32 protein-coding genes and 1 tRNA gene are annotated in these 25,133 nt (G+C 30.7%); 11 read left to right on the top strand and 22 right to left on the bottom strand.

From position 1 onward, the window contains the following. From EW15_RS04950 to EW15_RS04920, 7 genes are all read right to left on the bottom strand, one after another. A complete protein-coding gene (locus tag EW15_RS04950) occupies positions 1 to 1,446 on the bottom strand; it encodes a TldD/PmbA family protein (RefSeq protein ID WP_052041171.1) in 1,446 nt (481 codons plus the stop codon). A gap of 134 nt (positions 1,447 to 1,580) precedes the next feature. Further along, positions 1,581 to 2,132 (bottom strand): DUF2996 domain-containing protein, encoded by a 552-nt coding sequence (locus tag EW15_RS04945; protein ID WP_081930459.1) that lies wholly within the window; start codon positions 2,130 to 2,132, stop codon positions 1,581 to 1,583. A 73-nt stretch (positions 2,133 to 2,205) separates the two neighbouring features. Beyond that, positions 2,206 to 2,760 carry a hypothetical protein gene (locus EW15_RS04940; RefSeq protein ID WP_038652689.1) on the bottom strand — a complete coding sequence of 185 codons (555 nt, stop codon included), beginning with the start codon at positions 2,758 to 2,760 and terminating at the stop codon, positions 2,206 to 2,208. After that, a complete protein-coding gene (locus EW15_RS04935) occupies positions 2,757 to 3,365 on the bottom strand; it encodes a flavin prenyltransferase UbiX (RefSeq protein WP_038652685.1) in 609 nt (202 codons plus the stop codon). Before EW15_RS04935 ends, EW15_RS04940 begins: the two co-directional genes overlap by 4 nt. Beyond that, positions 3,366 to 5,672, bottom strand: coding sequence for an RNB domain-containing ribonuclease (locus tag EW15_RS04930; RefSeq protein WP_038652682.1), 2,307 nt, complete (start codon positions 5,670 to 5,672; stop codon positions 3,366 to 3,368). Between the two features lie 78 nt (positions 5,673 to 5,750). Beyond that, entirely contained in the window at positions 5,751 to 6,047 is a 297-nt protein-coding gene (locus EW15_RS04925) for a TMEM165/GDT1 family protein (RefSeq protein WP_038652679.1), read from the bottom strand. Positions 6,048 to 6,051: 4 nt separating this feature from the next. Continuing rightward, positions 6,052 to 6,411 (bottom strand): TMEM165/GDT1 family protein, encoded by a 360-nt coding sequence (locus EW15_RS04920; RefSeq protein WP_038652676.1) that lies wholly within the window; start codon positions 6,409 to 6,411, stop codon positions 6,052 to 6,054. A 296-nt stretch (positions 6,412 to 6,707) separates the two neighbouring features. Between EW15_RS04920 and psb30 the strand changes: the two genes are divergently transcribed. Further along, on the top strand, positions 6,708 to 6,791 hold the full coding sequence (gene psb30 / locus EW15_RS11665) for a photosystem II reaction center protein Ycf12/Psb30 (protein WP_071813363.1): 84 nt from the start codon (positions 6,708 to 6,710) through the stop codon (positions 6,789 to 6,791). A gap of 3 nt (positions 6,792 to 6,794) precedes the next feature. Here psb30 and recJ read toward each other — a convergent pair whose 3' ends face one another. Beyond that, positions 6,795 to 8,684: a single-stranded-DNA-specific exonuclease RecJ gene (recJ, locus tag EW15_RS04915; RefSeq protein ID WP_052041170.1), complete on the bottom strand. Its 1,890-nt coding sequence runs from the start codon at positions 8,682 to 8,684 to the stop codon at positions 6,795 to 6,797. 61 nt (positions 8,685 to 8,745) lie between these two features. On the opposite strand from recJ, the gene EW15_RS04910 reads away from it, so the two are divergent. Together EW15_RS04910 and EW15_RS04905 are read left to right on the top strand one after the other, a co-directional pair. Continuing rightward, positions 8,746 to 9,492 (top strand): HAD-IA family hydrolase, encoded by a 747-nt coding sequence (locus EW15_RS04910; protein ID WP_038652673.1) that lies wholly within the window; start codon positions 8,746 to 8,748, stop codon positions 9,490 to 9,492. A gap of 2 nt (positions 9,493 to 9,494) precedes the next feature. Continuing rightward, positions 9,495 to 9,815, top strand: coding sequence for a DUF565 domain-containing protein (locus EW15_RS04905; RefSeq protein WP_038652670.1), 321 nt, complete (start codon positions 9,495 to 9,497; stop codon positions 9,813 to 9,815). 6 nt (positions 9,816 to 9,821) lie between these two features. Here EW15_RS04905 and rpmF read toward each other — a convergent pair whose 3' ends face one another. Continuing rightward, on the bottom strand, positions 9,822 to 10,001 hold the full coding sequence (gene rpmF, locus EW15_RS04900; RefSeq protein ID WP_038652666.1) for a 50S ribosomal protein L32: 180 nt from the start codon (positions 9,999 to 10,001) through the stop codon (positions 9,822 to 9,824). A 173-nt stretch (positions 10,002 to 10,174) separates the two neighbouring features. Here rpmF and ftsH point away from each other — a divergent pair, with 173 nt between their 5' ends. Continuing rightward, positions 10,175 to 11,902: an ATP-dependent zinc metalloprotease FtsH gene (ftsH, locus tag EW15_RS04895; RefSeq protein ID WP_038652663.1), complete on the top strand. Its 1,728-nt coding sequence runs from the start codon at positions 10,175 to 10,177 to the stop codon at positions 11,900 to 11,902. Between the two features lie 20 nt (positions 11,903 to 11,922). Here ftsH and EW15_RS04890 read toward each other — a convergent pair whose 3' ends face one another. After that, entirely contained in the window at positions 11,923 to 12,519 is a 597-nt protein-coding gene (locus tag EW15_RS04890; RefSeq protein ID WP_038652660.1) for a peroxiredoxin, read from the bottom strand. 126 nt (positions 12,520 to 12,645) lie between these two features. On the opposite strand from EW15_RS04890, the gene EW15_RS04885 reads away from it, so the two are divergent. Then, positions 12,646 to 13,056, top strand: coding sequence for a hypothetical protein (locus tag EW15_RS04885; protein ID WP_038652657.1), 411 nt, complete (start codon positions 12,646 to 12,648; stop codon positions 13,054 to 13,056). A 128-nt stretch (positions 13,057 to 13,184) separates the two neighbouring features. On the opposite strand, the gene EW15_RS04880 is transcribed toward EW15_RS04885, so the two are convergent. The 3 genes from EW15_RS04880 to EW15_RS04870 all read right to left on the bottom strand — a co-directional run bounded on the left by EW15_RS04880 (position 13,185) and on the right by EW15_RS04870 (position 14,863). Next, a tRNA-Met gene (locus tag EW15_RS04880) sits at positions 13,185 to 13,258 on the bottom strand. A gap of 873 nt (positions 13,259 to 14,131) precedes the next feature. Beyond that, entirely contained in the window at positions 14,132 to 14,287 is a 156-nt protein-coding gene (locus EW15_RS10800; protein WP_156095742.1) for a hypothetical protein, read from the bottom strand. A 354-nt stretch (positions 14,288 to 14,641) separates the two neighbouring features. Further along, the gene (locus EW15_RS04870; protein ID WP_038652655.1) at positions 14,642 to 14,863 is read right to left on the bottom strand and encodes a hypothetical protein; all 222 of its coding nucleotides are present in this window, start codon (positions 14,861 to 14,863) and stop codon (positions 14,642 to 14,644) included. Positions 14,864 to 15,637: 774 nt separating this feature from the next. Between EW15_RS04870 and EW15_RS11070 the strand changes: the two genes are divergently transcribed. The 3 genes from EW15_RS11070 to EW15_RS11555 all read left to right on the top strand — a co-directional run bounded on the left by EW15_RS11070 (position 15,638) and on the right by EW15_RS11555 (position 17,580). Next, positions 15,638 to 15,793 carry a hypothetical protein gene (locus EW15_RS11070; protein WP_011823706.1) on the top strand — a complete coding sequence of 52 codons (156 nt, stop codon included), beginning with the start codon at positions 15,638 to 15,640 and terminating at the stop codon, positions 15,791 to 15,793. An 830-nt stretch (positions 15,794 to 16,623) separates the two neighbouring features. Further along, on the top strand, positions 16,624 to 16,830 hold the full coding sequence (locus tag EW15_RS04865) for a hypothetical protein (RefSeq protein ID WP_225866609.1): 207 nt from the start codon (positions 16,624 to 16,626) through the stop codon (positions 16,828 to 16,830). Between the two features lie 615 nt (positions 16,831 to 17,445). Then, on the top strand, positions 17,446 to 17,580 hold the full coding sequence (locus EW15_RS11555) for a hypothetical protein (protein WP_255327231.1): 135 nt from the start codon (positions 17,446 to 17,448) through the stop codon (positions 17,578 to 17,580). A gap of 316 nt (positions 17,581 to 17,896) precedes the next feature. Here the strand turns inward: EW15_RS11555 and EW15_RS04855 are convergent, their stop codons facing one another. After that, positions 17,897 to 18,112, bottom strand: coding sequence for a hypothetical protein (locus tag EW15_RS04855; protein WP_038652646.1), 216 nt, complete (start codon positions 18,110 to 18,112; stop codon positions 17,897 to 17,899). 329 nt (positions 18,113 to 18,441) lie between these two features. On the opposite strand from EW15_RS04855, the gene EW15_RS04850 reads away from it, so the two are divergent. Next, positions 18,442 to 18,648 carry a hypothetical protein gene (locus EW15_RS04850; RefSeq protein WP_036907630.1) on the top strand — a complete coding sequence of 69 codons (207 nt, stop codon included), beginning with the start codon at positions 18,442 to 18,444 and terminating at the stop codon, positions 18,646 to 18,648. Between the two features lie 4 nt (positions 18,649 to 18,652). Here EW15_RS04850 and EW15_RS04845 read toward each other — a convergent pair whose 3' ends face one another. Then, positions 18,653 to 18,832, bottom strand: coding sequence for a hypothetical protein (locus EW15_RS04845; RefSeq protein WP_038652644.1), 180 nt, complete (start codon positions 18,830 to 18,832; stop codon positions 18,653 to 18,655). 245 nt (positions 18,833 to 19,077) lie between these two features. On the opposite strand from EW15_RS04845, the gene EW15_RS04840 reads away from it, so the two are divergent. Continuing rightward, positions 19,078 to 19,263 (top strand): hypothetical protein, encoded by a 186-nt coding sequence (locus tag EW15_RS04840; protein ID WP_011295182.1) that lies wholly within the window; start codon positions 19,078 to 19,080, stop codon positions 19,261 to 19,263. Between the two features lie 7 nt (positions 19,264 to 19,270). Here the strand turns inward: EW15_RS04840 and EW15_RS04835 are convergent, their stop codons facing one another. Both EW15_RS04835 and EW15_RS04830 read right to left on the bottom strand, forming a co-directional pair. Continuing rightward, positions 19,271 to 19,771 carry a tRNA (cytidine(34)-2'-O)-methyltransferase gene (locus EW15_RS04835; RefSeq protein ID WP_038652640.1) on the bottom strand — a complete coding sequence of 167 codons (501 nt, stop codon included), beginning with the start codon at positions 19,769 to 19,771 and terminating at the stop codon, positions 19,271 to 19,273. Further along, the gene (locus EW15_RS04830) at positions 19,768 to 20,325 is read right to left on the bottom strand and encodes a bifunctional adenosylcobinamide kinase/adenosylcobinamide-phosphate guanylyltransferase (protein WP_038652638.1); all 558 of its coding nucleotides are present in this window, start codon (positions 20,323 to 20,325) and stop codon (positions 19,768 to 19,770) included. Before EW15_RS04830 ends, EW15_RS04835 begins: the two co-directional genes overlap by 4 nt. A 132-nt stretch (positions 20,326 to 20,457) precedes the next feature. Here EW15_RS04830 and EW15_RS04825 point away from each other — a divergent pair, with 132 nt between their 5' ends. Further along, positions 20,458 to 21,075, top strand: coding sequence for a cofactor assembly of complex C subunit B (locus EW15_RS04825; RefSeq protein WP_038652635.1), 618 nt, complete (start codon positions 20,458 to 20,460; stop codon positions 21,073 to 21,075). Here EW15_RS04825 and lptC read toward each other — a convergent pair. The 5 genes from lptC to rpmG all read right to left on the bottom strand — a co-directional run bounded on the left by lptC (position 21,061) and on the right by rpmG (position 25,089). After that, positions 21,061 to 21,720, bottom strand: coding sequence for an LPS export ABC transporter periplasmic protein LptC (lptC, locus tag EW15_RS04820; RefSeq protein WP_038652632.1), 660 nt, complete (start codon positions 21,718 to 21,720; stop codon positions 21,061 to 21,063). The genes EW15_RS04825 and lptC overlap by 15 nt on opposite strands. Further along, positions 21,720 to 23,264 carry a methionine--tRNA ligase gene (gene metG, locus EW15_RS04815; RefSeq protein ID WP_038652629.1) on the bottom strand — a complete coding sequence of 515 codons (1,545 nt, stop codon included), beginning with the start codon at positions 23,262 to 23,264 and terminating at the stop codon, positions 21,720 to 21,722. Before metG ends, lptC begins: the two co-directional genes overlap by 1 nt. Positions 23,265 to 23,337: 73 nt before the next feature. Continuing rightward, positions 23,338 to 24,612, bottom strand: coding sequence for a ribonuclease catalytic domain-containing protein (locus EW15_RS04810; RefSeq protein ID WP_038652625.1), 1,275 nt, complete (start codon positions 24,610 to 24,612; stop codon positions 23,338 to 23,340). Between the two features lie 32 nt (positions 24,613 to 24,644). Next, positions 24,645 to 24,866 carry a 30S ribosomal protein S18 gene (gene rpsR, locus EW15_RS04805; protein WP_038652622.1) on the bottom strand — a complete coding sequence of 74 codons (222 nt, stop codon included), beginning with the start codon at positions 24,864 to 24,866 and terminating at the stop codon, positions 24,645 to 24,647. A gap of 25 nt (positions 24,867 to 24,891) precedes the next feature. After that, complete coding sequence (rpmG, locus tag EW15_RS04800; protein WP_038652619.1) at positions 24,892 to 25,089, bottom strand: 50S ribosomal protein L33; 198 nt, start codon at positions 25,087 to 25,089, stop codon at positions 24,892 to 24,894. Between the last annotated feature and the right edge of the window lie 44 nt (positions 25,090 to 25,133).

The following is a 25,133-nucleotide window of genomic DNA, read 5'->3' as shown; positions in this document are numbered from 1 at the left end:
TTATCTACCTCCTACTGTTATGGAGTCTACTTTGATATGTGGTTGGCCAACAGTAACATTTACACTTCCACTTACTGACCCACAAAAGCCTGCAGCGAGATCTAAATCATTTGCGCACATTGAAATTCTGGGAAGTATTTCTTTTGCTTCACCAATTAATGTTGCACCTTTAACTGGTTTATCAAGTTTTCCATTTTTTATTAAATAGCCTTCTTCAACAGAGAAGTTAAACTGACCAGTTGGTCCGACACTGCCTCCGCCCATTGATTTACAATAAAGACCATCATCAACACTTTTAATTAATTCTTCTGGAGAATAATTACCTTGCTTAATATATGTATTTCTCATACGACTTGCAGCAGCGAAAGAGAAATTTTGCCTCCTTCCACTTCCTGTTCTTGGATGACCAGTTCTTAGAGAGCCAGCTCTATCCGAAAGAAACTTTTTTAATATCCCATTCTCAATTAATAAAGTGTTTTGAGGTTCCATTCCTTCGTCATCCATTGAGAGTGACCCAAAAGCATGATTCGAAAGTCCTTCATCAACTGCACTTACGGCTTCGTTAGCAATTTGCTTATTTATTGAGTCATGAAATGGAGATGTTCCTCTCTCTAATTGAGTTGTTTCAAGTAGATGACCACAAGCTTCATGGAATATAACTCCACCAAATTTATTAGCGAGAACCACAGGCATTTGCCCAGCTTCAACAAATCCTGCGTAAAGCATATTTTGAGCACTTTCATTTAATTCACAAGAACTTTTTTCTATATCCCAGTTTCTTAAATCGTCAGGATTACCAGAACTTCCATATCTTCTAGCAGAGGTCGATCTGTGTTTATCTTTTTGGGCAATAACATTTATACCAACAGTTTGATGAAGACGGATATCTCTTGAAAATACACCGTCTGAAGCTGCAACAAGAACTTCTTGCCAATTCCTTGAATAACTCGCTCTTCTTACATGAAGATTTTTATTTTTATCTGCTAGTGAGTTTGTGGCTTCTAGCAGTTTAAGAGTGGATTCATTTAGATCTGGCGAGTGACCTAACCAATCATTCTTCTTTGATCCAAAATCCTTTAAATCCTTTAAGCCTTCAAACTTGTCATTATTTCTTGAACCAATTGCGAGGCCTAACATTCCAAGGGCTTGATTTAAGGCAAAGAGAAGTCCTGATTTTGTTAAATCATTTGTGCTTACAAAACCATCTTTTTTTCCAAGAAATACCCTAATACCTGCTCCTATACCAAAAGATGGACTTACATTTGAAATATCATCCTGCTCAGCCAAGAGGGAGATGTTATCCGATTTTTCCAGAAAGACTTCTACTAGGTCCGCTCCAGCGGATTTGCCCAGAGAAAGTAATTCTTCAACTTGAGGTTTTAATTGTTCGTCAAAAGTATGGAACAGTAAATTTTCACTTTCTTTAATTAGTAATGAATTAGTCAATTTTTTTTTTTTTACATTATGGCATTTGATTGGCTTAACTGCGTATTTGAATATTACTAGGACATAATTATTGTTATTAATTATTAACTAATTAATAAAGAAGGAATTTTAGTTAATTAATTAATAGCTTATATTTAATTAGCACCAATCCATTTCTGACCATTTAATCTTTGAAGAACTCGAGAAATTAGTAAAGGTAGTGTAGTCTTCTTCTCGTCAATTAAAAATGATTCAACAATACTTGGATCTGAATTTGACTCAGCTAATAATATAGTTTTATCTGAGGTTATTATGTCTTTGCTAAAACAAAGCCAGAATTTTCTTTGCTCAGACAATTCACAAAAAACCATCCAGCAATTTCCTCCTACAACTGGTCTATTGCCCTCTATTAATTTAATTTCACTTACTAATGATCCTTTATCTTCAATTGATTCCTTTAATCTAGGTATCAGGTGGTTACTTATAAAGTCTTTAAAGGGTTTATCCTCTAGCTTGGGTGGCTTTGCTGGTTTTTTAGAGATTCCAGGTGCATTTTTATTTATTGAAGAGGATATTTCTGGTTTGTCTAATGTATTTGAATCTTTTTTGTCATCAGAAACAGGTTCAATCTTATCTAAAGTATCTGATTGAGACTTAGTTACTTGTTTCCTTGAAGCTATTTCGTTGGTGGGTTCTTGATTTTCCATTTTTTTATTTTAGCAAATTAATATGGTTCGTTGTTAAGATATTATTGATTAAAAATATTGTTTAGATTATCGTTTACCATGCTGAATAATTTTCATCATCCCAGTCACCTACTATTGAGTTAGGTTGATTGATACTTTTATTTTTGACAGATTGATCATCAAAATCCTCATATTCTAAAGAGCCTTCATATTGAGAATCATCAATATTAGATTTTTCGTGATTGAAACTTCTTCTTTCTTTCCTTCCTATTACCCTAAAGCTTGCATTTATTGTTGGTGATGGATCTTTAATGTCTCGCTCTATTAGAGCATTATTATATGGTTGATCTTTATTAAATACAGTCTCCTCGTCTTCACTAACCTCTTCATACTTATCTTCTTCTTTATATCCTAGAGTTGGTTTTTGTGTTATTTGAATTGCCTTTCCAAGTCTTGTTGTTATAAAATAAGAGAGAATAAAACCAGTTCCTGTTGATATTGCAAGATAATTTCCTAAAGTTAAAGATGGTGTGTTCCAAATTAATATTCTTATTTTTGTGTATTCCTTTTGATTACTTACACAGAGAAAGATTATTAATAATAATGTAGATAAGAATGGAGTAGCTTTAATTAAATTACTAAACTTCATTTAATGGGACCACTCCATCTTTTAATATAATTTAAATCCTCCCCAAGTGAATCAAACAATCTAACTACAATAAAATCTATAATATCTTCAATAGTTTTTGGGTTGGTATACCAAGCTGGAATTGGAGGCACAATTGATGCCCCAGCAGTGGCTAGACGTTTTATGTTTTCAATATGGATTAAATTTAATGGTGTTTCCCTTGGAGATATAATTAGTCGCCTATTCTCTTTTAAGTGAACATCGGCACATCTTTCTATTAAATCTAGTGAAAATCCTGATGCTATTCTTCCCAACGTCCCCATAGAACAAGGAACAATCACCATACCCTTTGTCTTATGACTACCACTTGCAATTGATGCTGAATGATCATTCCATCTATAACAAGTTAATTTACCTGATTTAACGTCAAGTTTACTTCTCCAAAATTCTCTTTGGGCATTTGGTTCAACAGGAATATTAATACCACGTTCACTTTTGGCCACTTCATATGAACCTTTACTGAGGATTAAATCTACTGATTGATCATTTTCTAGCAATACCTGTATTGAGCGCTCTGCTATTTGCATAGCTGAGGCTCCAGTAATTGCAATCACAATACTATTCATTTATTCATAGTTATCAGATACAACTTTAGTACTATTTATAGTTTCTGTTTCTGTTTCTGTTTCTGTTTCCTTTACAAGCTCCAAGTCAATTTGATTTTTAAGAATGTCAACTTTTAAAACCCTGACATTGATTTTTTGTGCAAGTTGATAAGTTTTTTTATTCTTTCTACCTACTAAAAGGTTCTGTCTAGATCTATATTCGTACCAATCGTCACCCAAAGTACTTACATGAACTAATCCTTCAGCGGTTATATCGTCTATTTCCGCAAAAAAACCATAACTTTGAACTCCTGTAATAATAGCTGTTACCTCTTGACCTATAATTTTCTGGGCCTCCCTTCCTTGAGCAATTGAAATTATGTTGTTTCTAAATGATTTAGATTTTTTTCTAATTTCATTTAAATCTTGAACTAATCTTAAATTTGAATGCTTATCAATATTTTCCTTTAATTTTGTAGGAAATATCTCCCAGTTGACATCTCTCCAGCTGTCTTTTTTACCTAAATCAACAGTATCTTTACTTCGGCTTGTAGATTTATTTTTACCATCAGATAAAAGTGAGCTTATTATAAACTGATTAAAAATATTCCAGTAATTTAAAGTTGGACAACACCAAGGAGATTCAATATTGTTAGGGGATAATTCATAATTTAAATCCACATTCTCATTTGGAAAAATTTTATTGAGTTTTAAATGAATACCAGGAATCATATGTTTAACAAGTTTATGCAAGATTTTCTTTTCATTACTTGATTCAAATGACCTTATTAATTCAGTAGAGGTTACTGTTCCATCGGCATTAACTATTAATTTTTTGTCTAATGCTAAAGCTGATTTAGTTAATTCATTTATAGATGATTGATCAATTTCTTCGTATTGTTTATAAATAAATGGTAATTTATAACCTATTAAATGTCTAGAAAGTATATTATTTGAAAGTCTAATATAAACATCTATCAGTGATTGTGAATCACAACTATCATAGGTTTTAGACCATCCATGAAAGTCCCTTCCAGGAATAGTTTTTACTAATTCGCCTAATCTTTCCAAATTAGGAATATACTCATCTAATTTTATAGATATACAGTTGTTATTAGTGATTATTTTTGCTGAATGTAAAAGAGTATAAACGACTTCTAAATTGTCTTTAATGCCTTTGAGAGAAATTGGGATTGACTTAGATGTAGATTTTCTATTGTTTATAGCTTTCAGGTGTTTAGGTAAAATAATTTTTACAGGTTTAATAATACTGAGTGTAAATTTCCAATCATTTATATTTCCATCGGCACTTATATCTATCATTAATGAAATTGCTTCACATTTTTCATTTATTTTAAATTGAGATGCTGATCTCAGTGATTCATTAAGGAACTCTAGCCAGTTGTTTCCTAAACAAATTATTTCTCCTTTGTCTTTAAGATATTTATCTAGTTTCCCACCTAAATTTAATCTTTCTGAAATAGTAGGTACATGAATCCATATTCTATTCCCACCTTCATAGGGTTCTGCATATAATCCAGGAAGGGATGGAGAATTGCTAGATTCCCAACTTTCAAATAATAATGAGGGTTGAGCCGTTAAATCTTCTCTTCCTTTTGAAGTGATTTTCTTGGGAGCAACTTTGGGTGGTACATAACTTCTAGATATATTATTTTTGGAAAGTAGTAACTCAATATCTCCTTCAACTCCTGCACTTAGTGATAATTCTCTTACTATTGAACCTTGAGCATTAAATTGTGCAATTGGATATTTAGTAATCTTTATTTCATAAATTAAATCTTTATCTGGATATTTTTTATTACTTTTGTTTGCATTATCAAGTTCAATTGTTATTGGTATTCTGTCATCTAAAGGGAAAGCCTTTAATGCTCCAGATAATTTGTCTGGCTCTACCTTAGCCAGCAATGTTTCATTATATCTTTGAAGAACACATTGTATCTTTCCTTCAGGTGCTCTTCTTTTAACTCCTTGCTTTGTGATTAAAACAATTACAAAATCGCCATGCCAGGCATTATTCAAATTAGCTTCTCTGATATAAATATCTTCACCTTGATCTTCTCTAACAACAAAACAATAACCTTTACTACTACAACGCACCCTACCTTGCAAAAAATCAATTTCATTATTTAGCGTCAGTTTATCGTCAATAATATTTTGAACTATACCAAGTTTTGTAAGCGCTTTGATTACTATATTTAAGCTATCTTTATCAAATTTTTTAGTGATTTTTAAGGCTTTCTCAAGCTTGTCAACATCTAATCCATCCTCATGATCTAGACTTTCTAGTATTTTTAGAACTGATGTCATAATGAAGGGGCAAATTAATTTAATTTCATTGATTTGAGTCTTAAAAAAAAAGACTATAAATTTAAAAAAAATTTTAGTTTATAATCTATCATTAGCTGCATCTTTTTTGATCTCGACTAAGAGGTTAATACCTATAATTAAGAATACCAATCCTGAAAGTAGTTTAAGTAAATAGGCAGGAATGAGATTAGCAATAGACCCACCTGCCAAAGCTCCTAAAAGCGTAGCTGATATGAGAGCTAATGACGAGCCAATAAATACTGCTAATGGTTTATTAGTTGTACTACTTAGAGTTATAGTTGTTAATTGAGTTTTGTCGCCCATTTCAGCTAGAAATACCGTGACAAATGTTGTGAAAATAAGGGTAAGAATCATTAACTTAGCTCAAGTTCTTAATTTGTATAAAGTCAATAAAACCCTGTATTACTAGGTATAAGCCTAAACTTAACATAACTATTCCCGACAGTACTGTAAACCTTTGCCTTGGTAGGTTATTAGCAATCCATCTACCTATTAGAACTCCTAAAAGGCTTGTAGAAATAAGTGCTAGTGCAGCTCCAATGAAAACTATAAGTGGTCTACCAGACTGAGCAGAAAGAATTAATGTTGCAAGTTGTGTCTTGTCTCCTAACTCAGCAAGAAAAATTGTACTGAAAGATGTAATTAATATACTTAAAAAAGGATTAGAATCCTTTGGATCACTTTGTTCTATTTTAGAATTTGAATTAGATTTACCCATTATTTACTTTAAAGAGATTTTATTTTTTTTATTTGTATTCAACAAAATATTATTATGAATACACTATAGATGAACAAGTTAAAATTGAAAATACCTATTTTTCTATAGATTATATCCATATTTAAGAAGATCTATAATTAAATCATTTCATACCTATAAAGTCTTTTTTTAGCATTTTAAGAGAACCAGGATCTAGGCATTAAAAACAAGCAGGAAATTATTGAACATCAAAATTTTTTAAATAATGGCTGGGATTGCCAGTTGTTTAGTAGGATAAAAAAAATTTTTTAAACAACATGGGAAACCTATTGCCTTTAGTAGCAGTTTTTCTTGCAGGACCAGCAATCATTGCATTGATTTTCTACAGAAGAGGTGTTTAAAGGCTAAGCGGCCTTTCCGAGTGCAAGTTTTGCGAAAGTAAGAATTTTTTTTGCAAATACCTTTTGTGCTTCATTAAGATTATCTGAAGATGATGATAGGTCTGAACTAAAACACTCACCTTTTGAGTTAGTGATTAAAATATTTTTATTGTCAATTAATTGGCAATCGTAATGACGGTCGTACAATTTTAAACTGACAATTTCTTTATGATTTTTAATATCTAATATATTTAATTGCATTGAGTTTACTTTTTTCCATCTATTGATCTCAATATAAAAGGCAATATCTATTAGATCATTTTTCTTTATTTCAAGAGTTGTATTCCACTTTAATGCCTCTATTGTGGAAGTTCCATCATTAAGAGTCATTCTCAAATGTCCACCATTTAGTTTACTTATATCTAAAACCATACACTTTCTTGTCCAAAAAATTGGCTTAGGATTCATAACTCCAAAAGGACCTATCAATAGTAATTGACAGTAAAAATTATAAGTAATATCTTTAAAACTAATAGATGCATCTGGTTTAATTGACTTTTCTAGATTTATATTTTTAAATTCCCGATAAGCTATTTTATTTAGCCTATCTCTAAGATGATGTATATTTTCTTTCTTAATCGAAAAACCTGCAGCAGCCGAATGACCTCCATGTGCTATTAGAAGATCATCACATTCAGCTAACGCCTGATTTACCTTTAATTTGTTATTTGATCTAATAGATCCTCTGAAATTACCATCATTTGCTTCTGCAAGTAGAGCGGTAGGTAAATTAAATTTGTCAACCATTCTAGCGGCTACTATTCCTATTATTCCCGGGTGCCATTCACTCTTCGTTAGGACTAGAAATTTTCTATCACTTCTATATTCACTTACTGCTATTTGCAGAGCCTCTTCTTCAACTAAGGAAGTTAATCTTTTTCTTTCTTTATTCATAGCAAAACAATCTTTTGTAAGTTTAACTACAGATTCATTCGTATCATTTGTAAAGAGATCAATAATAAGTTTTGGATTACCAATTCTACCGACAGCATTTATTAATGGAGCAATCTTATAACCTATATCATCTGGTGTTATATCAGTATTTTCAATAGATAGCTTCTTTATAATAGATTTTACTCCTTTATTATTGGTTCTATTTATTTGTGGTAAACACTCTTTAAGCCATTTCCTGTTAGCTCCCTTAAGAGGAGCCATATCCGCAATTGTTCCAATACAAAAAAATACATTTGCGGAAGTATCATTAATATCATGATTTATCTTTTTACATATATTCCTTGCCAATAGATATGCAATACCAACACCTGCCAAATATTTATACGGTGAGTTAATTGGAGTTCTTTCTGGATGTATAAGAGAAAAGATATCCATTGTTTTTTCAGGTATTTTGTGATGATCTGTGATAATTAAATCAATTCCAAGTTCATTAGATTTTTTTATTGCTTCAAATGCTGATATCCCATTATCTACGGTTATAATCAGCTTTATTTGTTGATTATTTACTTGATTTATCATGTTTTTATTAAGGCCATAACCCTCATCTTGTCTTGATGGTATAAATGGCTTAACTATTGCCCCAAGTGTAGTTAATAATTCAACTAAAAGTACTGTGCTTGTAATACCATCTGCATCATAGTCACCACATATCGCAATTTTTTGTTTATTAACGCAAGCTTGAATTATTCTTTGAGTCGCTTTTCCTAAGTCATCAAAATGGAACTCGGGATTTGGAAGATCAGATGGAGTTATATATTCGTCAAATTCATTATTTAAATCGATCCCTCTTCTAATTAAGACAGCTTGTAGAATGTGATTTAAATTAATATTAGTAAACTCATTTTCATTTATTGGCTTAGGTAATATCCATCTATTGAGCATCTCATTATCTATTTCCAAAAGCTTATCCTTGATTGATTATTTACTAATCAGAATTATATTTGTTTTATACTAAAAAAACATGCATAAACTAGAAGCAGTATTTTGGGATGTGGATGGAACGATAGCCGACACAGAATTATGTGGGCATAGAGTAGCTTTTAATTTGGCCTTTAAGGATTTTGATTTGGATTGGAAGTGGAATGAATGCCAATATTTGGATTTGCTAAAAATATCAGGGGGATTTAACCGGATAATCCATTATCGAAACAAAATAGGCAGTGAGCTTAGTGAGAGCCAATGTTCCGAAATTCAATCGAGAAAGCGTTTTCATTACAAGCAATTAATTGAATCTGGGAAAATTGAAGTAAGAGAAGGTGTTCTGAGGCTTATTAATGAACTTTATAAATTTGACATAATGCAATTCATTGTTACGACCAGTGGTAGAGATTCCCTGATACCCTTTTTAAAAACTTCATTGAGTTCGCAACTAAATTATTTTTCTGGATTTATTACTTATGAAGATGTAAGTAAGCACAAGCCTTTTCCTGATGCATATGAGCGGGCACTTAAATTAAGTAAGAAATCACAATATAATTGCCTTGCTATTGAGGACTCTATGAATGGAGTTGAGGCTGCTAAGGCGGCAAATCTTAATTGCCTTTTAATTTTGCCCCCTTGGGCTGATTCTCAACAAAAGGTTACGAAAAAAGCCAATGCTTGTTTGAATAGCCTTGGTGATTTTGATAATCCATCGAAGCTAATTTATGGTAAAAAGTTGATTAGTAATAATGTTGATTTCGATTATTTGGAAAATATTATAAATTGAAAATGCAGAAAACTAAATTCAGTGAATTACTAGATTCACTTGTCATTATCTTCAATCCAATTATCTCTGACACATGGGGTAAGAGGAGTGTATTATTACTTTCGTTACTCTTAGGTTTTTATTTTACCAATAGTTTTCTTTCTTTTTTATTAGATAAATCCTTTAATACAATATTTCTAGCAATTATAATATTATTGATTATGGAGTTAGTAATTAGATCTTATCTGATATCTAAAACTTCAATACCCGTAACAATAATAAATAATATTAGAATTGGCTCTACTTATGCTCTAATTCTTGAAGCCTATAAGCTTGGTTCTTAATTATCCTCAATCAGATTCATCTTCTGAAGTCTCATTCATTGGATAAACAAATCCCTGAGCCCTTCCAGTAAGTACAGACTTTCCTATTGATAAGGCCTTTTCTGCTGAAATAGCAGCTTTACCTTTCCATGTTGCAAGTCTTTGATTTCTCTTCCCTTTAGAGGTTTTTTTCTTGGGTACCGCCATTTTTGCTGAACAGTTACAGACCTTTTATTTTATAACGTCAAGTACCAATTTAACAAAAATAATTTAAGGAAAAACTAACTTCTTGTCTCTTTTTCTATATAAACTCAAGTTCGATATCATTTTTACTATAGTTAGTATATAAATTCATCTGAATTAGTTGATTTAATTATCAAATGAGTAAAAGTTATAGTCAATTATTAAAGGATATTCAAAGTGGTGAAATTATTTCAATTATTTTAATTCCAAATAGAAGAGAAGTCATTGTTGAATTAATTAATGGGCAGAAAAAAATAATTCCAATATTTTATAATGATCAGAAAATACTTCGTGTATCAGAAGAATATAATGTTCCTCTTACTGTAAGAGATATTAGGTCAGATCAAAGATTGGCCAGCATCATCACAGGTTTTGGCCTTACATTGATATTTGTTTTTTCTCTTGCATTTGTAATTAGAAGATCATCCAAGTTATTAAACAATCTGCAGAATTTTTCAGGTCGCACATCTCAAGTAAATGAAGAGGATATTAGAAAATATACATTCGATGATGTGGCTGGATTAAACGAAGAAACGGATGAATTAAAGGAAATAGTAACTTTTTTAAAGAATCCACAGACATTGATAGATCTTGGAGCTAAAACGCCCAAGGGTGTTTTGTTAGTTGGTCCACCTGGAACCGGTAAGACTTTACTTGCTCGCTCAATTGCAGGAGAAGCTGATGTTCCTTTTTTTTCTATTTCTGCTTCAGAATTTGTTGAAATGTTCGTAGGTGTTGGAGCTGGACGTGTTCGCGACTTATTTAAAAGTGCAAAATCAAAGTCACCTTGCATTGTCTTCATAGATGAAATTGACTCTATTGGACGACAAAGGGGAGCCGGAATAGGCGGTGGCAACGATGAGAGAGAGCAAACACTAAATCAGCTCCTAACCGAGATGGATGGATTCGAAGCTAATAATGGTGTCATAGTAATTGCGGCTACTAATAGACCCGATATTCTTGATCGAGCGTTAACTAGGCCTGGTAGATTTGACCGTCGTATTGACATATCCCTACCTGATCGAAAAGCTAGACACAAAATTTTATCTGTGCATGCAAGGACAAAACCCTTATGCGATACGGTTAATCTTCAAGACTGGGCTACTAAGACGCCTGGTTTTTCTGGTGCAGATTTGCAAAACCTTTTGAATGAGGCTGCAATCTATGCTGCTAGAAATAATAAGTCAGTCATTAGCACTATTGAACTAGAAAACGCTCTTGAAAAAACACGATTTGGCATATTGTCTAAGCCGCTTTCAGATCAGACAAAAAAAAGACAAATTGCTTATCAAATTATTGGTAAAACAATTGTTGCTTTATTGATTCCGACGCAAGATAAATTAGAAAAAATCTCTTTATTTAAGTCTCTTGGAGATCTTTCTGGAATGACTTATTTCACTCCAGATGAAGAGACCATAGACAGTGGACTTTTAACCCGTAACTACATTTACAATAAAATTGTTATTTCACTTGGTTCTAGAGCTGCTGAGACTATTGTTTTTGGTACTAATGAAGTTACTCAAGGATCACAAAAGGATCTAGAAAATGTATATTTTTGGGCAAATCAAATGGTTACAAAATTTGGTTTCTCTGATCTTGGACCAATTGCATATGATTCAGAAAAAGATTCGATTTTTCTTGGAAAAGATATTATGAAAAATAGAACAGAATATTCTCAGAAGACGAGCATGGAGATTGATAAGCAAATAATTTCAATAGCAAATAAGGCTCTTAATCATGCAATATTCCTTCTTTCAGATAAAGTTTCCTTAATGGATAATCTTGTTGATGAATTAATAGTTAAGGAAACTCTTGAATCTGATTATGTTATTGATTCACTTAATTCGTTCTTATCTACCAATTAAGTAAAACTTTATTTTAACTTTTATAGTGCTGAGAAATATTCCTTACTACCTTTAGGATCTTCTTTCATGGTTTTGTCACCAGGCGTCCATCCAGCTGGACATACTTCATCAGGGTGGGATTCAACGTATTGATATGCTTGTAATACTCTTAGAGTTTCGTCTATATTACGTCCAACAGGTGCTTTATTTATCGTTGAGTGCATAATTATTCCACTTGGATTAATTATAAATAAACCTCTATCAGCTTCACCATCCTCGTTTAGAACATTATAAGCCTGGCAAATTTCACGTTTTAGGTCTGATACTAAAGGATAGTTAATATCTCCAATTCCTCCCTCATTTCTTGGTGTTTGAATCCAAGCTAGATGAGAGAATTTACTATCTACTGAAACACCTAAAACTTCTGTGTTTTTGCTACTGAAATCGGTATATCTGTCACTGAAAGCCGTGATTTCAGTGGGGCAAACAAATGTGAAGTCTAATGGATAGAAAAATAGAATCACATACTTTCCTCTGTACTGAGACAGTGTTATGTCCTTAAATTCTTGATCAACTACTGCTGTAGTAGCAAAATCGGGTGCTTGCATTCCTACCCTTAGGCACTCGTTTGTCGTCATGGAATTTGTTGCGTATTTTGAATGGTTTGGAGAGTAAAGAACTTCCCCTATTCCTCTGTATAATTTATCATGTAAAGTTCAAAGGGACTTTTACTCTTTCTATCTAAGCAAGCATAATCAATAAAAATGAATGATTCAATAAGTTGGGACCCTTCACTTGTGAAAAAATTTAGTTCTTCAAATCATTATAAGCTATTAAATCAGTTGAGAAATGAAGTTAAAAAGTATCCTCTAAATAACAAGAAAAATTCAATATCTATTCAGCCAAAGGATTTTATTGACAAAAAAAATAAATCAAATGTACCACCGATACAGAATAGTTCCTTTTCTAAAGGTTCTAATCAAAACAAACAAGTCAATAGTAATAAATCAACTGTAAGTTTTAATAATGCCAAAAATTTTTCTATATACAATCAAACAAAAAATAATAATATTGGTAGTCAAAATGATAGCTCATTCAACGATCTATTAAAATCAAACGTGGACTCATGCTTTACAACATTCAACGAACGTCTTGATAATGTAGAGATGAAATAATGTCTACCTTAAAGTATTTAAATCTTATATACGGAAGAAAAATAGTAACAGAAAAATAAAACGTAAAAAAGCTCTAATTTCATTTAATTATCAATAATATTCATCTGGGCTTTATTTTTATTAGATAATGTCAGTGGAGAGACTTGAACTCTCGACCTCAGCGTTATGAATGCTGTGCTCTAACCGGCTGAGCTACACTGACAAACAGATACCTAAAAATTAACAGAGTAACAGATAATTATTCAAGATACTATCCTTGAATAAGATCAATCATAACTGAAATGAAAAAGGTATGTATGTAAGCATGATAATTGAGGATGGTCTTCTTCGGAAGAAATCTTGAGATCTATATTTATTTGAGGTCATTGAATAAAGCTTACTAGCGACTAAACTGCTTAACTATAAAAAATGAATGCCACTCTCCTAAACTAGTAGCTAAAGAGACTTGATTCCATTGATTAAAATTTTCAAAAGTCGTAGCTAAAGCAACTTCAATTTATGAATGTAGTTTAGAGTCGGGTAGGTTTTAGAAATTAAATTAAGTAGAAAAACTTATAATGCTGCTTAACCTTGTTAAGCAAAGACAAAGAGATAATTAAAAAAAATTAATTTGATTTACTGCTGTAGTAAATATAAAAAATATAGCACTTCTGAACTTAATGAGTAGTGATTACTTAAACGCATACCAGTCTATGGTGGAAGACCCCATTAAGATTTCATATACTAAGATTTCGAAAGTTTCCTATCTTTTAAAATTAAAGGCTCAGTGTAATTCAATATCTGACCTAGATAGAAAGCACAAAGCCTGGGGAGGGGGGGAATAATCAAAAACGTGATTGCATTTATCAACCATTGAAATAACTTAATTTTAGTTTTTTCATTAATCTCCTTTTCTATTTCTCTGTTGAATTATGATTAATCAATTCACTTAGCTTTAGTTACATAAATTGCTATCAAAATCCTTAGGCTGATAGGAATATAATGAATCTTTTCCAACAGTAAGTTTTATCATCCTAAATTATTTAAGGGTTTATCCGCTCCTCTTTCCATTCTTTTGCAAGTAGCCATCTTCTACTTATATCAATAGTTTATGAAGAAATAATTGATCAACTTGAGTTATGTCAATCTTTAATACAGCAAATTTGTTTGATAACTCTTTATTTGATATGACAGAAAAATCCTTTATTTGGTTAAAAACAAAATAATCTCCTGGAACTGTCCAACTCCACATTGATCTATATTGTTCACTTAGTTTTTGCCAACATAGAAGTTCTTTTTTATCTGATGCAAATCTTTAAGTTACGCTAAACCTTAATTGACATTTACATTTTGAAAAAAGCAAATATTTTTCTACATTATTATTCAAATTTAGATTTAAGAATTAAATAAATTGCCAAGGAAAAATGATTTACTAGGAAATTAACTATTATTTTGTCTCTTCGTCTTCATTACCAATTCTAATTTCGACGCCTACAAAAGTTGCAAATAAAACTATGAACAAGCCAATTATCGTTTTCCATAGATCCATATGAGTTAGGTGTTCAGGGGATTGAAAGAAATCTGGAATCATATGTCAATAATACATCTATTTTTCTTCTTCCCAATCCTCTTCAGCCTTATCAAGAAGATCTTCGACAGTATTATCAAATGTTTCAGCGACTGACCTCAGCATTTTTGAAATAGTCTCATCTGGGCAAGCTAGATCTTTTTGTATACCTTCAGCACAATCTTTAATTTCATCCCATGCGTCTACTAGGACTTGAGAATCTACTGGCTTCCAATCTTCTGTCATAGATATTATCTCCATTAATGATCATTAATGGAATATTTACTGAACATTCAAATCCTAGCTTTTCCTTAGCGAATGACTGTCTTGATTTCTATATTTAAATCAAACATGCTGACTCAAATGCTATTTTCCATATGAAATGAACAATTCTTCAGGAGAAATTCAGCTACTTTTCGCCAAAACATAGAGATCAATGGATAAGACTCCGCAAATGCAACAAGCGTTAGCAAGACTTGAGGCAACCCTTTCAAGAAGGGAGACACAAAAGGTGACGGAGAAGTCTCTTAAAAGGCGATAGGCTTGTGTCAAGAAGTTTCAAACTTTAAATTCTTATTTACGTATCTTGAAAACCATCTATAAATATATATAGAGATTGGATTTTTATCATGCTATTGCCAAAGCCAGTTAGACCTGTTGATTCTGAAAAGAAAGGAAAAGACAGTTAGTTTTAAGGATGTCAATTTAATTAATTATTATCTTTATTAATTTCCTCTTTTTGTTATTAAAAGAACAAAGGTATTAAAATATACCTTTGTTTTTTTTTTATATCTTATAAATCAACATAAGTCTTAAGCTTTATCTTGCTTATATTTTGATAACTAGTTAATAGAAATATAAGTAATAAAAATCAACAAAAGAATTAATAAAACCATTCATTTATTTATGTATCACAATCATAACTATTGACATCATGAAAATCTAGGGCAAATTTGTTCGTGTGTTGTCACTATTAATTTTTTCGCTAATTATCTGTAATTTCTCTAGGAAAAAATCAATTTTTTCATTTTATCTATGAAAACTGCCTCTAAAGAACTTCAAAAGCTTAGATCTATGGCTGAGACGTCATTGAATAAAACTGCCGAACTACAGCAAGTTTTGGCTCAAATTGAAGCTACTCTTTCAAGAGCTGAACTCCAAAAAGTTATAGAAAAGACAAATAAAAGCTAAAAATAGAAAATCGTATCATTAAATGCAGATTCCTATATCGATCATGGTTAAAAAAGATTAGCTCTTATTCTATTATGCTTCTACCTAAGCCTGTTCGTCCAGTAAATAATAACGAAAAAAATAAAAAATAAATTATAAAGTAATTAAGAATTTGCTGGATTACGATACATTCATATCATTGCTGAGGATATAATCTAGCCACCTTTTTAATCTGCCTTTCAATTTGGCGATTTTTGTATTTGCGATTCGTTGCAAATGTGAAAAGTATACCTGGGATTATCCAAATACTTGCAATTACAAAAGTTATTAAGACCTGATTTTTAAAAACTGTCTCTATCATTTTCTTACAACTATAAGAACACATACATATAAATGCGTGTTTTCTCTGTTCGGTATTATCTACTCTCTATTATTGACTAGTAGCGTGAGTTATAAATCATTTTACTTGTTGTTTTTTAAATTGCTCATGACTCATACCACACCAATTATCAAGCGATACTTTAGGATATTAATATTTGATTAATGTCTTTACAAACCATAAGAAGTTAAAATTAATTTATTATAAAGTCATTTGTATTTTTTGCTACCTATCAAATAAAAGTAGTATGTTAATTTAAAAATGATCGGTAATATGCGTGAACATTTACCGATTTGTAGCTTATTTAATTCTATCGTAGTTTATAAATACAGTATAAAAAGACATAGAAGTTCGGAATGCACTACTAATTTCATTCAGTTTAAATAATTAGCTTAGCCATAATAAGTTCACATTAGTTTTTATTATGTTTAAGAATTTTATAAAGTTCATTAATTCAAATTTTAAATTATTTTTGATAAGATTTACCGAAAATAAAGATTATATTCAAGGTATGTTTTATACAAACAAAAGTAAAATAGGTAAAAGATATCCTACAACTTTAGAAATCCAATCAGCTGAATCAATTAAAACAATTTCAACAGATGATTTTGATATTCATGATTTAGATAATACAGACGATAATATTTTGGTAAAGGAAGTTCAGTTAACATCTGAATAATAGTTAGATTTATAAACTTCTTTTTAAAAATAGGACATCAAATTAATTCCTTTAGAAAATCCACTTCATAACCTGCCAAGATGTTGAGCTTTTTATAAGCAAATATATTAATTTTTTTAATTAAAGGGCAAGAATCCATGAGTTTAATGACTTATAAAATAATGGGCCACTAGAGAAAGCAAAATACCTGTCCAGAGACCCTTAATCCAACTTAGTACTAGCATTTGATAATTGCTCAATCGAAAATGGTTCTGAATAGCAAGTGCAGCTCTTTTTTCCAAACCTATAAGTGAATATGGAGGTTTTTTATCGATGTTAAATAATTTTCTTTTCATTGACATCTGATAGATTTTTAATTTTAGATCACTTTTAAATATTGGTAATGGAGTTTTTAAAAATATAAACATTCATTATTAAAATTTGGTAATACTGAATAATCCGAATGGTTGTAAACCGAACAAGCTTTATACACACTTCAGTTCTCAATCCCCAATAATTAACTAACTATTCGAAATCAATGGTTATTTAAAGTCAGATTATATCTGAAGCTTTATCTAAACATGTACTTCAAATTAATTCCAATCATTCCTGAGTACCTTACTTACTCATATAAATATGAACCTAATCAATCAAGAAGATTTAAATCAAAAGGATGAACGCATAACATATTTATTAGCTGAACTAGACTCAACTCTCGACCTTTATTATGAGAAGTCAATTGATGCCGAACGTGTTTCCAATGATCACTAAATCATTCTCTAAGGATTAGATTCAACTAAATCATATACAAAGCTAATATCAGAGATTACTTTTATTAAAAAAATCATCTTGAAATTTTCTGATTTGTTGTTAAATTAATCATAAAATTAGTTAGTTTTTAACTTCTAAATCATTCTCGCTCATCATTTGATTTACCCTCTCACTTAAAACCTTCTTTATTTATTTTCTAAAATGACATGCAACTGCGAGCACTGCTTAGAAATTAAAAAACAGCTTGATAGGGCTTCGCAAAGACAAGCCAATTTATTTAATGCTAGGACTTCAAAATTAAATATTAGGTATTAATTTATTGTTTGTATGGAATTACTGGGATTTTTATTCTTTGTTGTTTATTTTGTTCGGTTGATTTTTCTTCTATCAACAAAGATTCATTCTCGTTTGTTCTGTTAGTTTCTTTATCCCTCCCTGCCTCAAGATTAACAAAAAAGAAATATATAGCTATTAACAGTAAATAGGGTAAAAGATTTTTTATATTCTTTATGCTCTCTGTTATGTACTTCATCCTTTAACGAATTAAATATTTACGATGTTAATATAGTTCGTTAATTGTTTTTATGCAAAGCTTTAGTATTTTGTTTGAGCTTATTACATACAGCAAATATTTACTTTAACTATAAGGATTGAATCACTCTCTTACGGTTACTAACACCGCGAAATACTATTCATTTTGATATGATTTAACTTTCTTGAGAGTTGAAAATGAAGTCAGAAAAGATTGAAGCAGCAGAGAAGCGTATAAGAGAGTTGCAGCTTTTAATTAAATCTTGGTCTAAAAAGTAACTCACGCTTGAGAGTGGTTCTAGCTAAGTTAATATTAGTAATTGGATTAAAATGCTCCCTTTAGCTACCGCTTTGTTTTTTCCAGATTATGGAAGTTCAGGAGTTCCATGGGATTTAGTCCTCTTGCATTTTTATTTCTTCGCAATATTCATACCTTTTTTAGTTATTTTCAATGCTGCCAGAAGTTCAGACCGTGAAAATCCAAATAGAATAAAAGATGAAAGTAGTAGATATCCAGATTTACATCCTCGCGCATAAATGATCAAATGATCTTATTTATATAAAGAACATCATAGTTCTTTTCAATACTTTCAATTGCATTTATCCATTCTTTAAACTCACTTTCTAGAGCTTTTTTGTCTTTGCCTTCTAGTTTAGAAATTCTCTTAAGTGCAGAGTTAATTGTGACTTCACAACTTCCTAGAATGTTTGTGTTTGACATCTGAACTAATCAGTTATTTTTATCTTATTATCTCTACTATCATCTGTTAATTAGTAAATCCCGTATAAGTTAAAAACAACTATGAAATCAATCTCATTATATGTATACACATACATTAATCAAAATTTATTCAATTATTTTGAATTTTTTTTACGTAAACTAGTCAAATTCTGAATTCTGTAATAAATGAAACTGAAAAATAGTATTACATGATCTAAGTTTTTATATAAATCTTCATTTATTCTATGTCTGCTAGGCAATCTGGAGCTTTAAACGCAGTAGAAGTAATGCTAAACGCATCACTTAAACGACTGAATAATTTGAATGGTGAAAACAGGGAAGCTCTGTATGATGAATACAAAGAATGGTTAGAGGTTGATGATGATAATGTAATAAATGATGGCGTTTTATATTGTAATTATCTTGGATAATGACTTTCTACTTGCTTAATAAGTTTAATTGTAAACATGCAGAATAACAAACGATCCCACTGGCAACGGATAAATTCAAACTTCTAACTCCTCCTGTCTTTAATTGATTCTCACCTCCTGGCATAGGTATTCCTGCGACAATTTCACACTTATTAATTACACTTTCGGGCAAACCTGTATCCTCTCGTCCAAATAAAAGTATATCTGTATCTTTATAAATAATATTTGAAATTAAATTATTACTTTTTTTTGTAAGAGCTATAATTCTTGAGTTTTTAAATGAATTTTTATATTGTTCAAACGATTCATATAAATGTACATCAACGTGTGGCCAATAATCTAAACCTGCTCTTTTTAAATATTTATCTTCGAAGCTAAATCCAGTTGGCTTAATAATATCTAATGACATATTAAAGGCTAAACATGACCTACCAATTGTTCCAGTATTCTGTGGAATTCTTGGTTCAAATAATGCGACACGAGGTCTTGGACGATTTGATGAATTCATGGGATGAGCTCGCCAATTTGATCTAAATCAATTGCAATGCCATTGATAGCAAGCAACTTTTTTTTTGAACGACAACTAAGCAATGAGGTTAGCGTGCTATGACGTTCACGAAATAAATGTCCTATTGGTGTGGCAGGAACAATTCCCCAACCAACCTCCTCTGAAACAACAACAATTAGCAAATTATCATCTGTAAAACAATTAAGTAATTTATCTTGGAATATTTCCCATTGATCATCGTCATCTCCTAGGTGATGCTCTACTAAGCCACCTATTGAATCTATTAATATAGATTCATTTCCACTGATCGATTCAATTGCTTTGCAGATGTCCTTAGGATGCTCAATTAACTTCCATCGATCAGGTCTTCTCTTCCTGTGGAGATCAATCCTTTTTTGCCAATCTGGATCATTTGGTCTTGGTTTTGATGTTGCTATATAAGTGACGGATTGTTGTTTCTTGATTAAAAATTCTGCCAATTGACTTTTTCCACTTCTTGTCGGTCCTGTAATTGATATAAGTCCTTTATAGTTTTTTCCTAATGGTGTAATCATATGTTGAGCAATTGGATTATCTATTAATAGTATTTTTTTATATTATATCGATATAGGCAAAAATTAAAGTTGACATCGAAATGTATAATAGATATTCAATATATTTAGTTTTTAATTTTTTAGAACTTATAAATGTATAAAATTTCAAGCTTAGTTATTATATTTGGAGCTTTTCTATTAATTTTATCAATTATAAACATTGCTACTACTAATCAAGTAAATCCAAGCCTAGTAAGAGCAGAGACTATATCTGGAATTTCTTCTATAGCATTAATAACTATAGGTTATCTCTGGACCGAAATTAATCCTAAACAACCTTCAAAAGCAAAGTTGAATGGAAAAGAAGGTTTTGAACTTTGCAATGAATTATCAGAAGATCAAAGAAATGAATTAGCATGGGGAAGCAAGCAAATACTAACTGCAACAGCGGCAAGTACAATATTAATATATTGGGATAATAGAGTTATACTTAGAAGAGGCTTAATATCAAATAATAAATTTAAACCTGGAGAAATATGTAATAGAGCTATTGATCAAAAAAGACTTATTTCGTTAGTAAATACAGAGTTATTTCCAGGGAGAGAAGAATTTGATGACGTTTTAACTGATTTACCTGCAGTGATCGTTTATCCTCTCTCTAATAGGGGCCTAACTATAGTTGGAGGCTGGTCAAAGAGATCATTTACAAATTCAGATGAGAAATGGATTTCAGGATGGTCTGATAAGTTATACGTTCTACTTAGTAAGTAGAAATTTAATCGTTGTTTCAACCTGTTTCTCATTCGATGTGAATACTAATTTATTATCATTCTTGAACCATTTAGCAAAGTCAGATTTTATTTCTACTTGATATTCCTCTACACCTTCAGAATTATTTATTTTTCTATTAAATCTAGTATTATCTATTTGAAGTAGGTTGGAGTCGATATTATAAAATCCTTTAGATGCATTTATCTTGGTATTTTCAAAATTTATATCAAGTGGATTGTTTATATCTATAACTGAAGTATTTAAATCCCAATTAAATGAATTAGTGCTAATATTGTAATCTGAATCTTTAAGGAACGATATGTTTACATTATTAAAAACTCTAATATTATTTGATAAATTATTTAGGGTTGCATTGCCAGATTCAACTTGAAAGTCTATTCCATTTTCATTCATTATTTCAATTGAACTTTCGTATATTTCTATATCGTTAATGGTTGGATCAATTATGGCTTTTGGACTAGTAATTTTTACACTAGTTTCTTTGTTTGGATTTTCTTGAAGTAGTTCAAAATCATTAATATAGCTTTTGTTATCAACCTGTGCAGTTGATTTATTAGATTTCTGACATCCTAATAGTGGAAATATAGTGAGTATAAATAGTAAATAGATATTGAAAGATTTCACTATATAGCCTCCTCATTAAATTCAATCTTATCCATTACAGGAGTTGGATCCTGTAATCCATTATTAGGATCTAATAAACCCCATTGAAGTGAATCTTTAAAATTTATATTTGAAGTATCAATATTAAGTTGTTTTAATATTCTATTACTTAAATTTGGTACAATCGGATTAAGTAATATTCCAATAATCCGGCATGATTCGAGAACAGAATAAATATCAAGAGCTACAACATTTTTATTAGAAATATCCTTAATTAGTTTCCATGGTGCTCGATCATTTAAATAAAGATTTGCACTATTGGCTAAATCAATTATTGCATTAGCTGAGCTTTTAAAATTACTATCCTTAAATGACTCCATATATTCGATTATCTTTTTCTCTGATTGAACTTTAAGTGTAGAATTAGATGATAAAGTATTATCTATTGGGATATTTTCTCTAAACCATTTTTTCGACATTGTTATTGTTCTATTTAATAAATTACCAATAGTATTACATAAATCACTATTAACGATATCAACAAATCTTCTCATTTGAAAATCACCATCTTCTCCAAATTCAATATCTCTTAGAAGATACCATCTCATTGCATCGATCCCGCCATATTCCAGAAGTTCAATGGGGTCAAGTACGTTACCTAGTGATTTACCCATTTTCTGCCCTTCTCGAGTTAAGAACCCATGACCAAAAACACTTCGTGGTGTTTTCATACCTGCGGACAGAAGCATTGCAGGCCAATAAACAGCGTGGAATCTGAGGATATCCTTACCAATAACATGTATGTTTGCAGGCCAATTACATAACGATTTTTCGGTTAGTTCCGGTGAGTATTGATCATTAAGAGATCCACTAACATAACCAAGTAATGCGTCAAACCATACATAAAATGTATGATCCATATTTCCGGGAACATTTATTCCCCATTTTAAGTTTACTCTTGAAATTGAGAAATCTCTTAAGCCCTTGGAGACAAAATTTATAATTTCATTTTTTCTACTTTTCGGAGATATGAAACCATCGACATGAATTAATTTTTCAATTTGATCTTGATATTTTGATAATTTAAAAAATAAATTCTCTTCATCTCTCCACTCTAATTCCTTTTTATGGATTGAGCAGATTGGACTTTTATCTTTATCCTCAACATCCTTATATTCCTCACATCCAACACAATACCAACCACTTTGCCTACCCATGTATACATCATTAGATTTCAGTACTTTGGAATAAAATTGATGGACCAAGGATGTATGTTCAATAGAAGTTGTTCTAACGAAACGATCGTAACTAATATTTAGTTTGTCCCATAAATACTTATACTTTTCTGTGATTTCATCGCAATGTAGTTGAGGTTCAAGGTTTTTGCTTTCTGCCGTACGCTCTATTTTCTGACCATGTTCGTCAACACCAGTAAGAAAAAGGACAGTATTTCCCTTTAGTCTTTCAAAACGAGCTATCGCATCACAAGCGATTGTTGTATATGAACTACCTAGATGAGGCTTATCGTTAACATAATATAGTGGTGTTGTAATTGTGTATTTCATATTCATTACATATTCTGATTATTATATTATATTTTTAAGGCTTTTGCACTTCAATGATTATAGTTTATATTAATCATTGAATTATCTCAAAATAATTCATATCATTGTTATCATGGGTAGTTTTTTTAACATTAAAATTGTCTCCGATATTTATATTTAATTTTGAATGCAAATTGGATATTGTAGAAAAATTATAATCGACAAAGTATAGAAGACAAATATTTTTATACCTATTTACCCAATTAAGCAATAACACACTATATTCATTAAACGTGTTATTTTCGAACCATTTACCTAGCCAATATTTTTGATCTTCTCTAAATCTCATGATATTTTGTCTTCCTTGATTATTAATCTCCTGAATAATCTGTTGAACATCATCCTTAGATATGAGAACTTTATTATTAAGAAATCTATTTAATTGATAGTGAACTAACAAGTCAGCATATCTTCTAATGGGAGATGTAGCATGTAAATAAGATGTTAATGCTAAACTATCGTGTTGCATTGGATTTATAGAATAATAAGTTTTACCCATAGTTTTCTTAAGTAAAAAATTATATAAAATTTTATTATCAGAAAGTTGAATATTATCTTTACTTACTTTATGTGCGCGTTCTTGAACCCTATATGGAACAGGTATTTTATTTAGCTTAGTAAAATTTGAAATAATATCTCCGTACAAGATCATAGCCTCACTTATTAGTTGTCTTGATAAAGTTGGATCAATTATTTTTATGTTGGGAATCTTATCTTCAACAACTATTTTTCCATAAGATTCTAATATTTCAATTGAACCAAGCTTCTTCCTCCAACTCTTTCTAATTTCTAAAATGCTTGATATTACACTTAAATCCTCCTCTTCTTTTGGCGCATAGTCTATTAGTTCATCAGCTTCTGTAAAATCTAAACGGTAATCTACTTGAATCAAACTCTGAACAATTTCAGTAGAAGAAATACTACCGTCATCATTAAAGACAACACCTAAGCTTAATGATTCTCTCTTTTCTTTATCACTTAGGCTGAATATATTATTTATTAAAGCTTCTGGAAGCATGTAAGAAGTTTTGGTAGATAAATAAACAGTTGAGACAAGTTTTCTTGCTTTTATATCTATACCTGATTGATATTCAATATAGGAAGCAGGGGCTGCGATATGAATCCATAACTTTTCCTGACCAGATACTTTTTCTAGTGAAATTGCATCATCTATTTCTACCGTTTTAGAATCATCTATTGTATATGTTTTAAGATGGGTAAGATCTTTAACTGCAGAATTTAAATTATTACTTGTCTTAGATCTGAATATTAAATCTTTTATTTCATCTTCTATTATTTTTGTGCCCATTATATTTTTAATAGAATATTAAAAATATATAACTATCCTTCTGGATTAACAAAGGGGAGTAAGGCAATTATTCTTGCTCTTTTAACAGCTGTTGTTAAGTCTCTTTGTTGCTTAGCTGTTAATCCTGTAAGTCTTCTAGGTAAAATTTTACCTCTATCAGTAATAAACTTCTTTAATAATTCTACGTCCTTATAGTCAATAGGATCGCCTGGCTTTATTGGAGAAAGCTTTTGTTTAAATACAGAATTAGTCATTTTAAAAAAGTGTGGAGAGGAATAATTATTTGATTTCTCTATGAATTGTCATCTTATTTAATTCAGGACAGAATTTTTTTAGTTCAAGTCTCTCAGTAGTGTTTCTACGATTTTTTTCTGTGGTGTATCTAGATACTCCTGCAGAACGTTTTTCTGAGCTAGGTACAGTTCTAGACTCAGTACATTCTAAAGTGACCACAATTCTGGTACCTTTTTTCGCCATATGAACTTAGCTCAACTTTGGTGAGTCTAGGGAACAAAGTACAA

The organism is Prochlorococcus sp. MIT 0801 (assembly GCF_000757865.1).
GTDB lineage: Bacteria > Cyanobacteriota > Cyanobacteriia > PCC-6307 > Cyanobiaceae > Prochlorococcus_B.
Note: the sequence above shows the minus strand (reverse complement) of the source record. Positions and strands in the feature narration are given on the sequence as shown.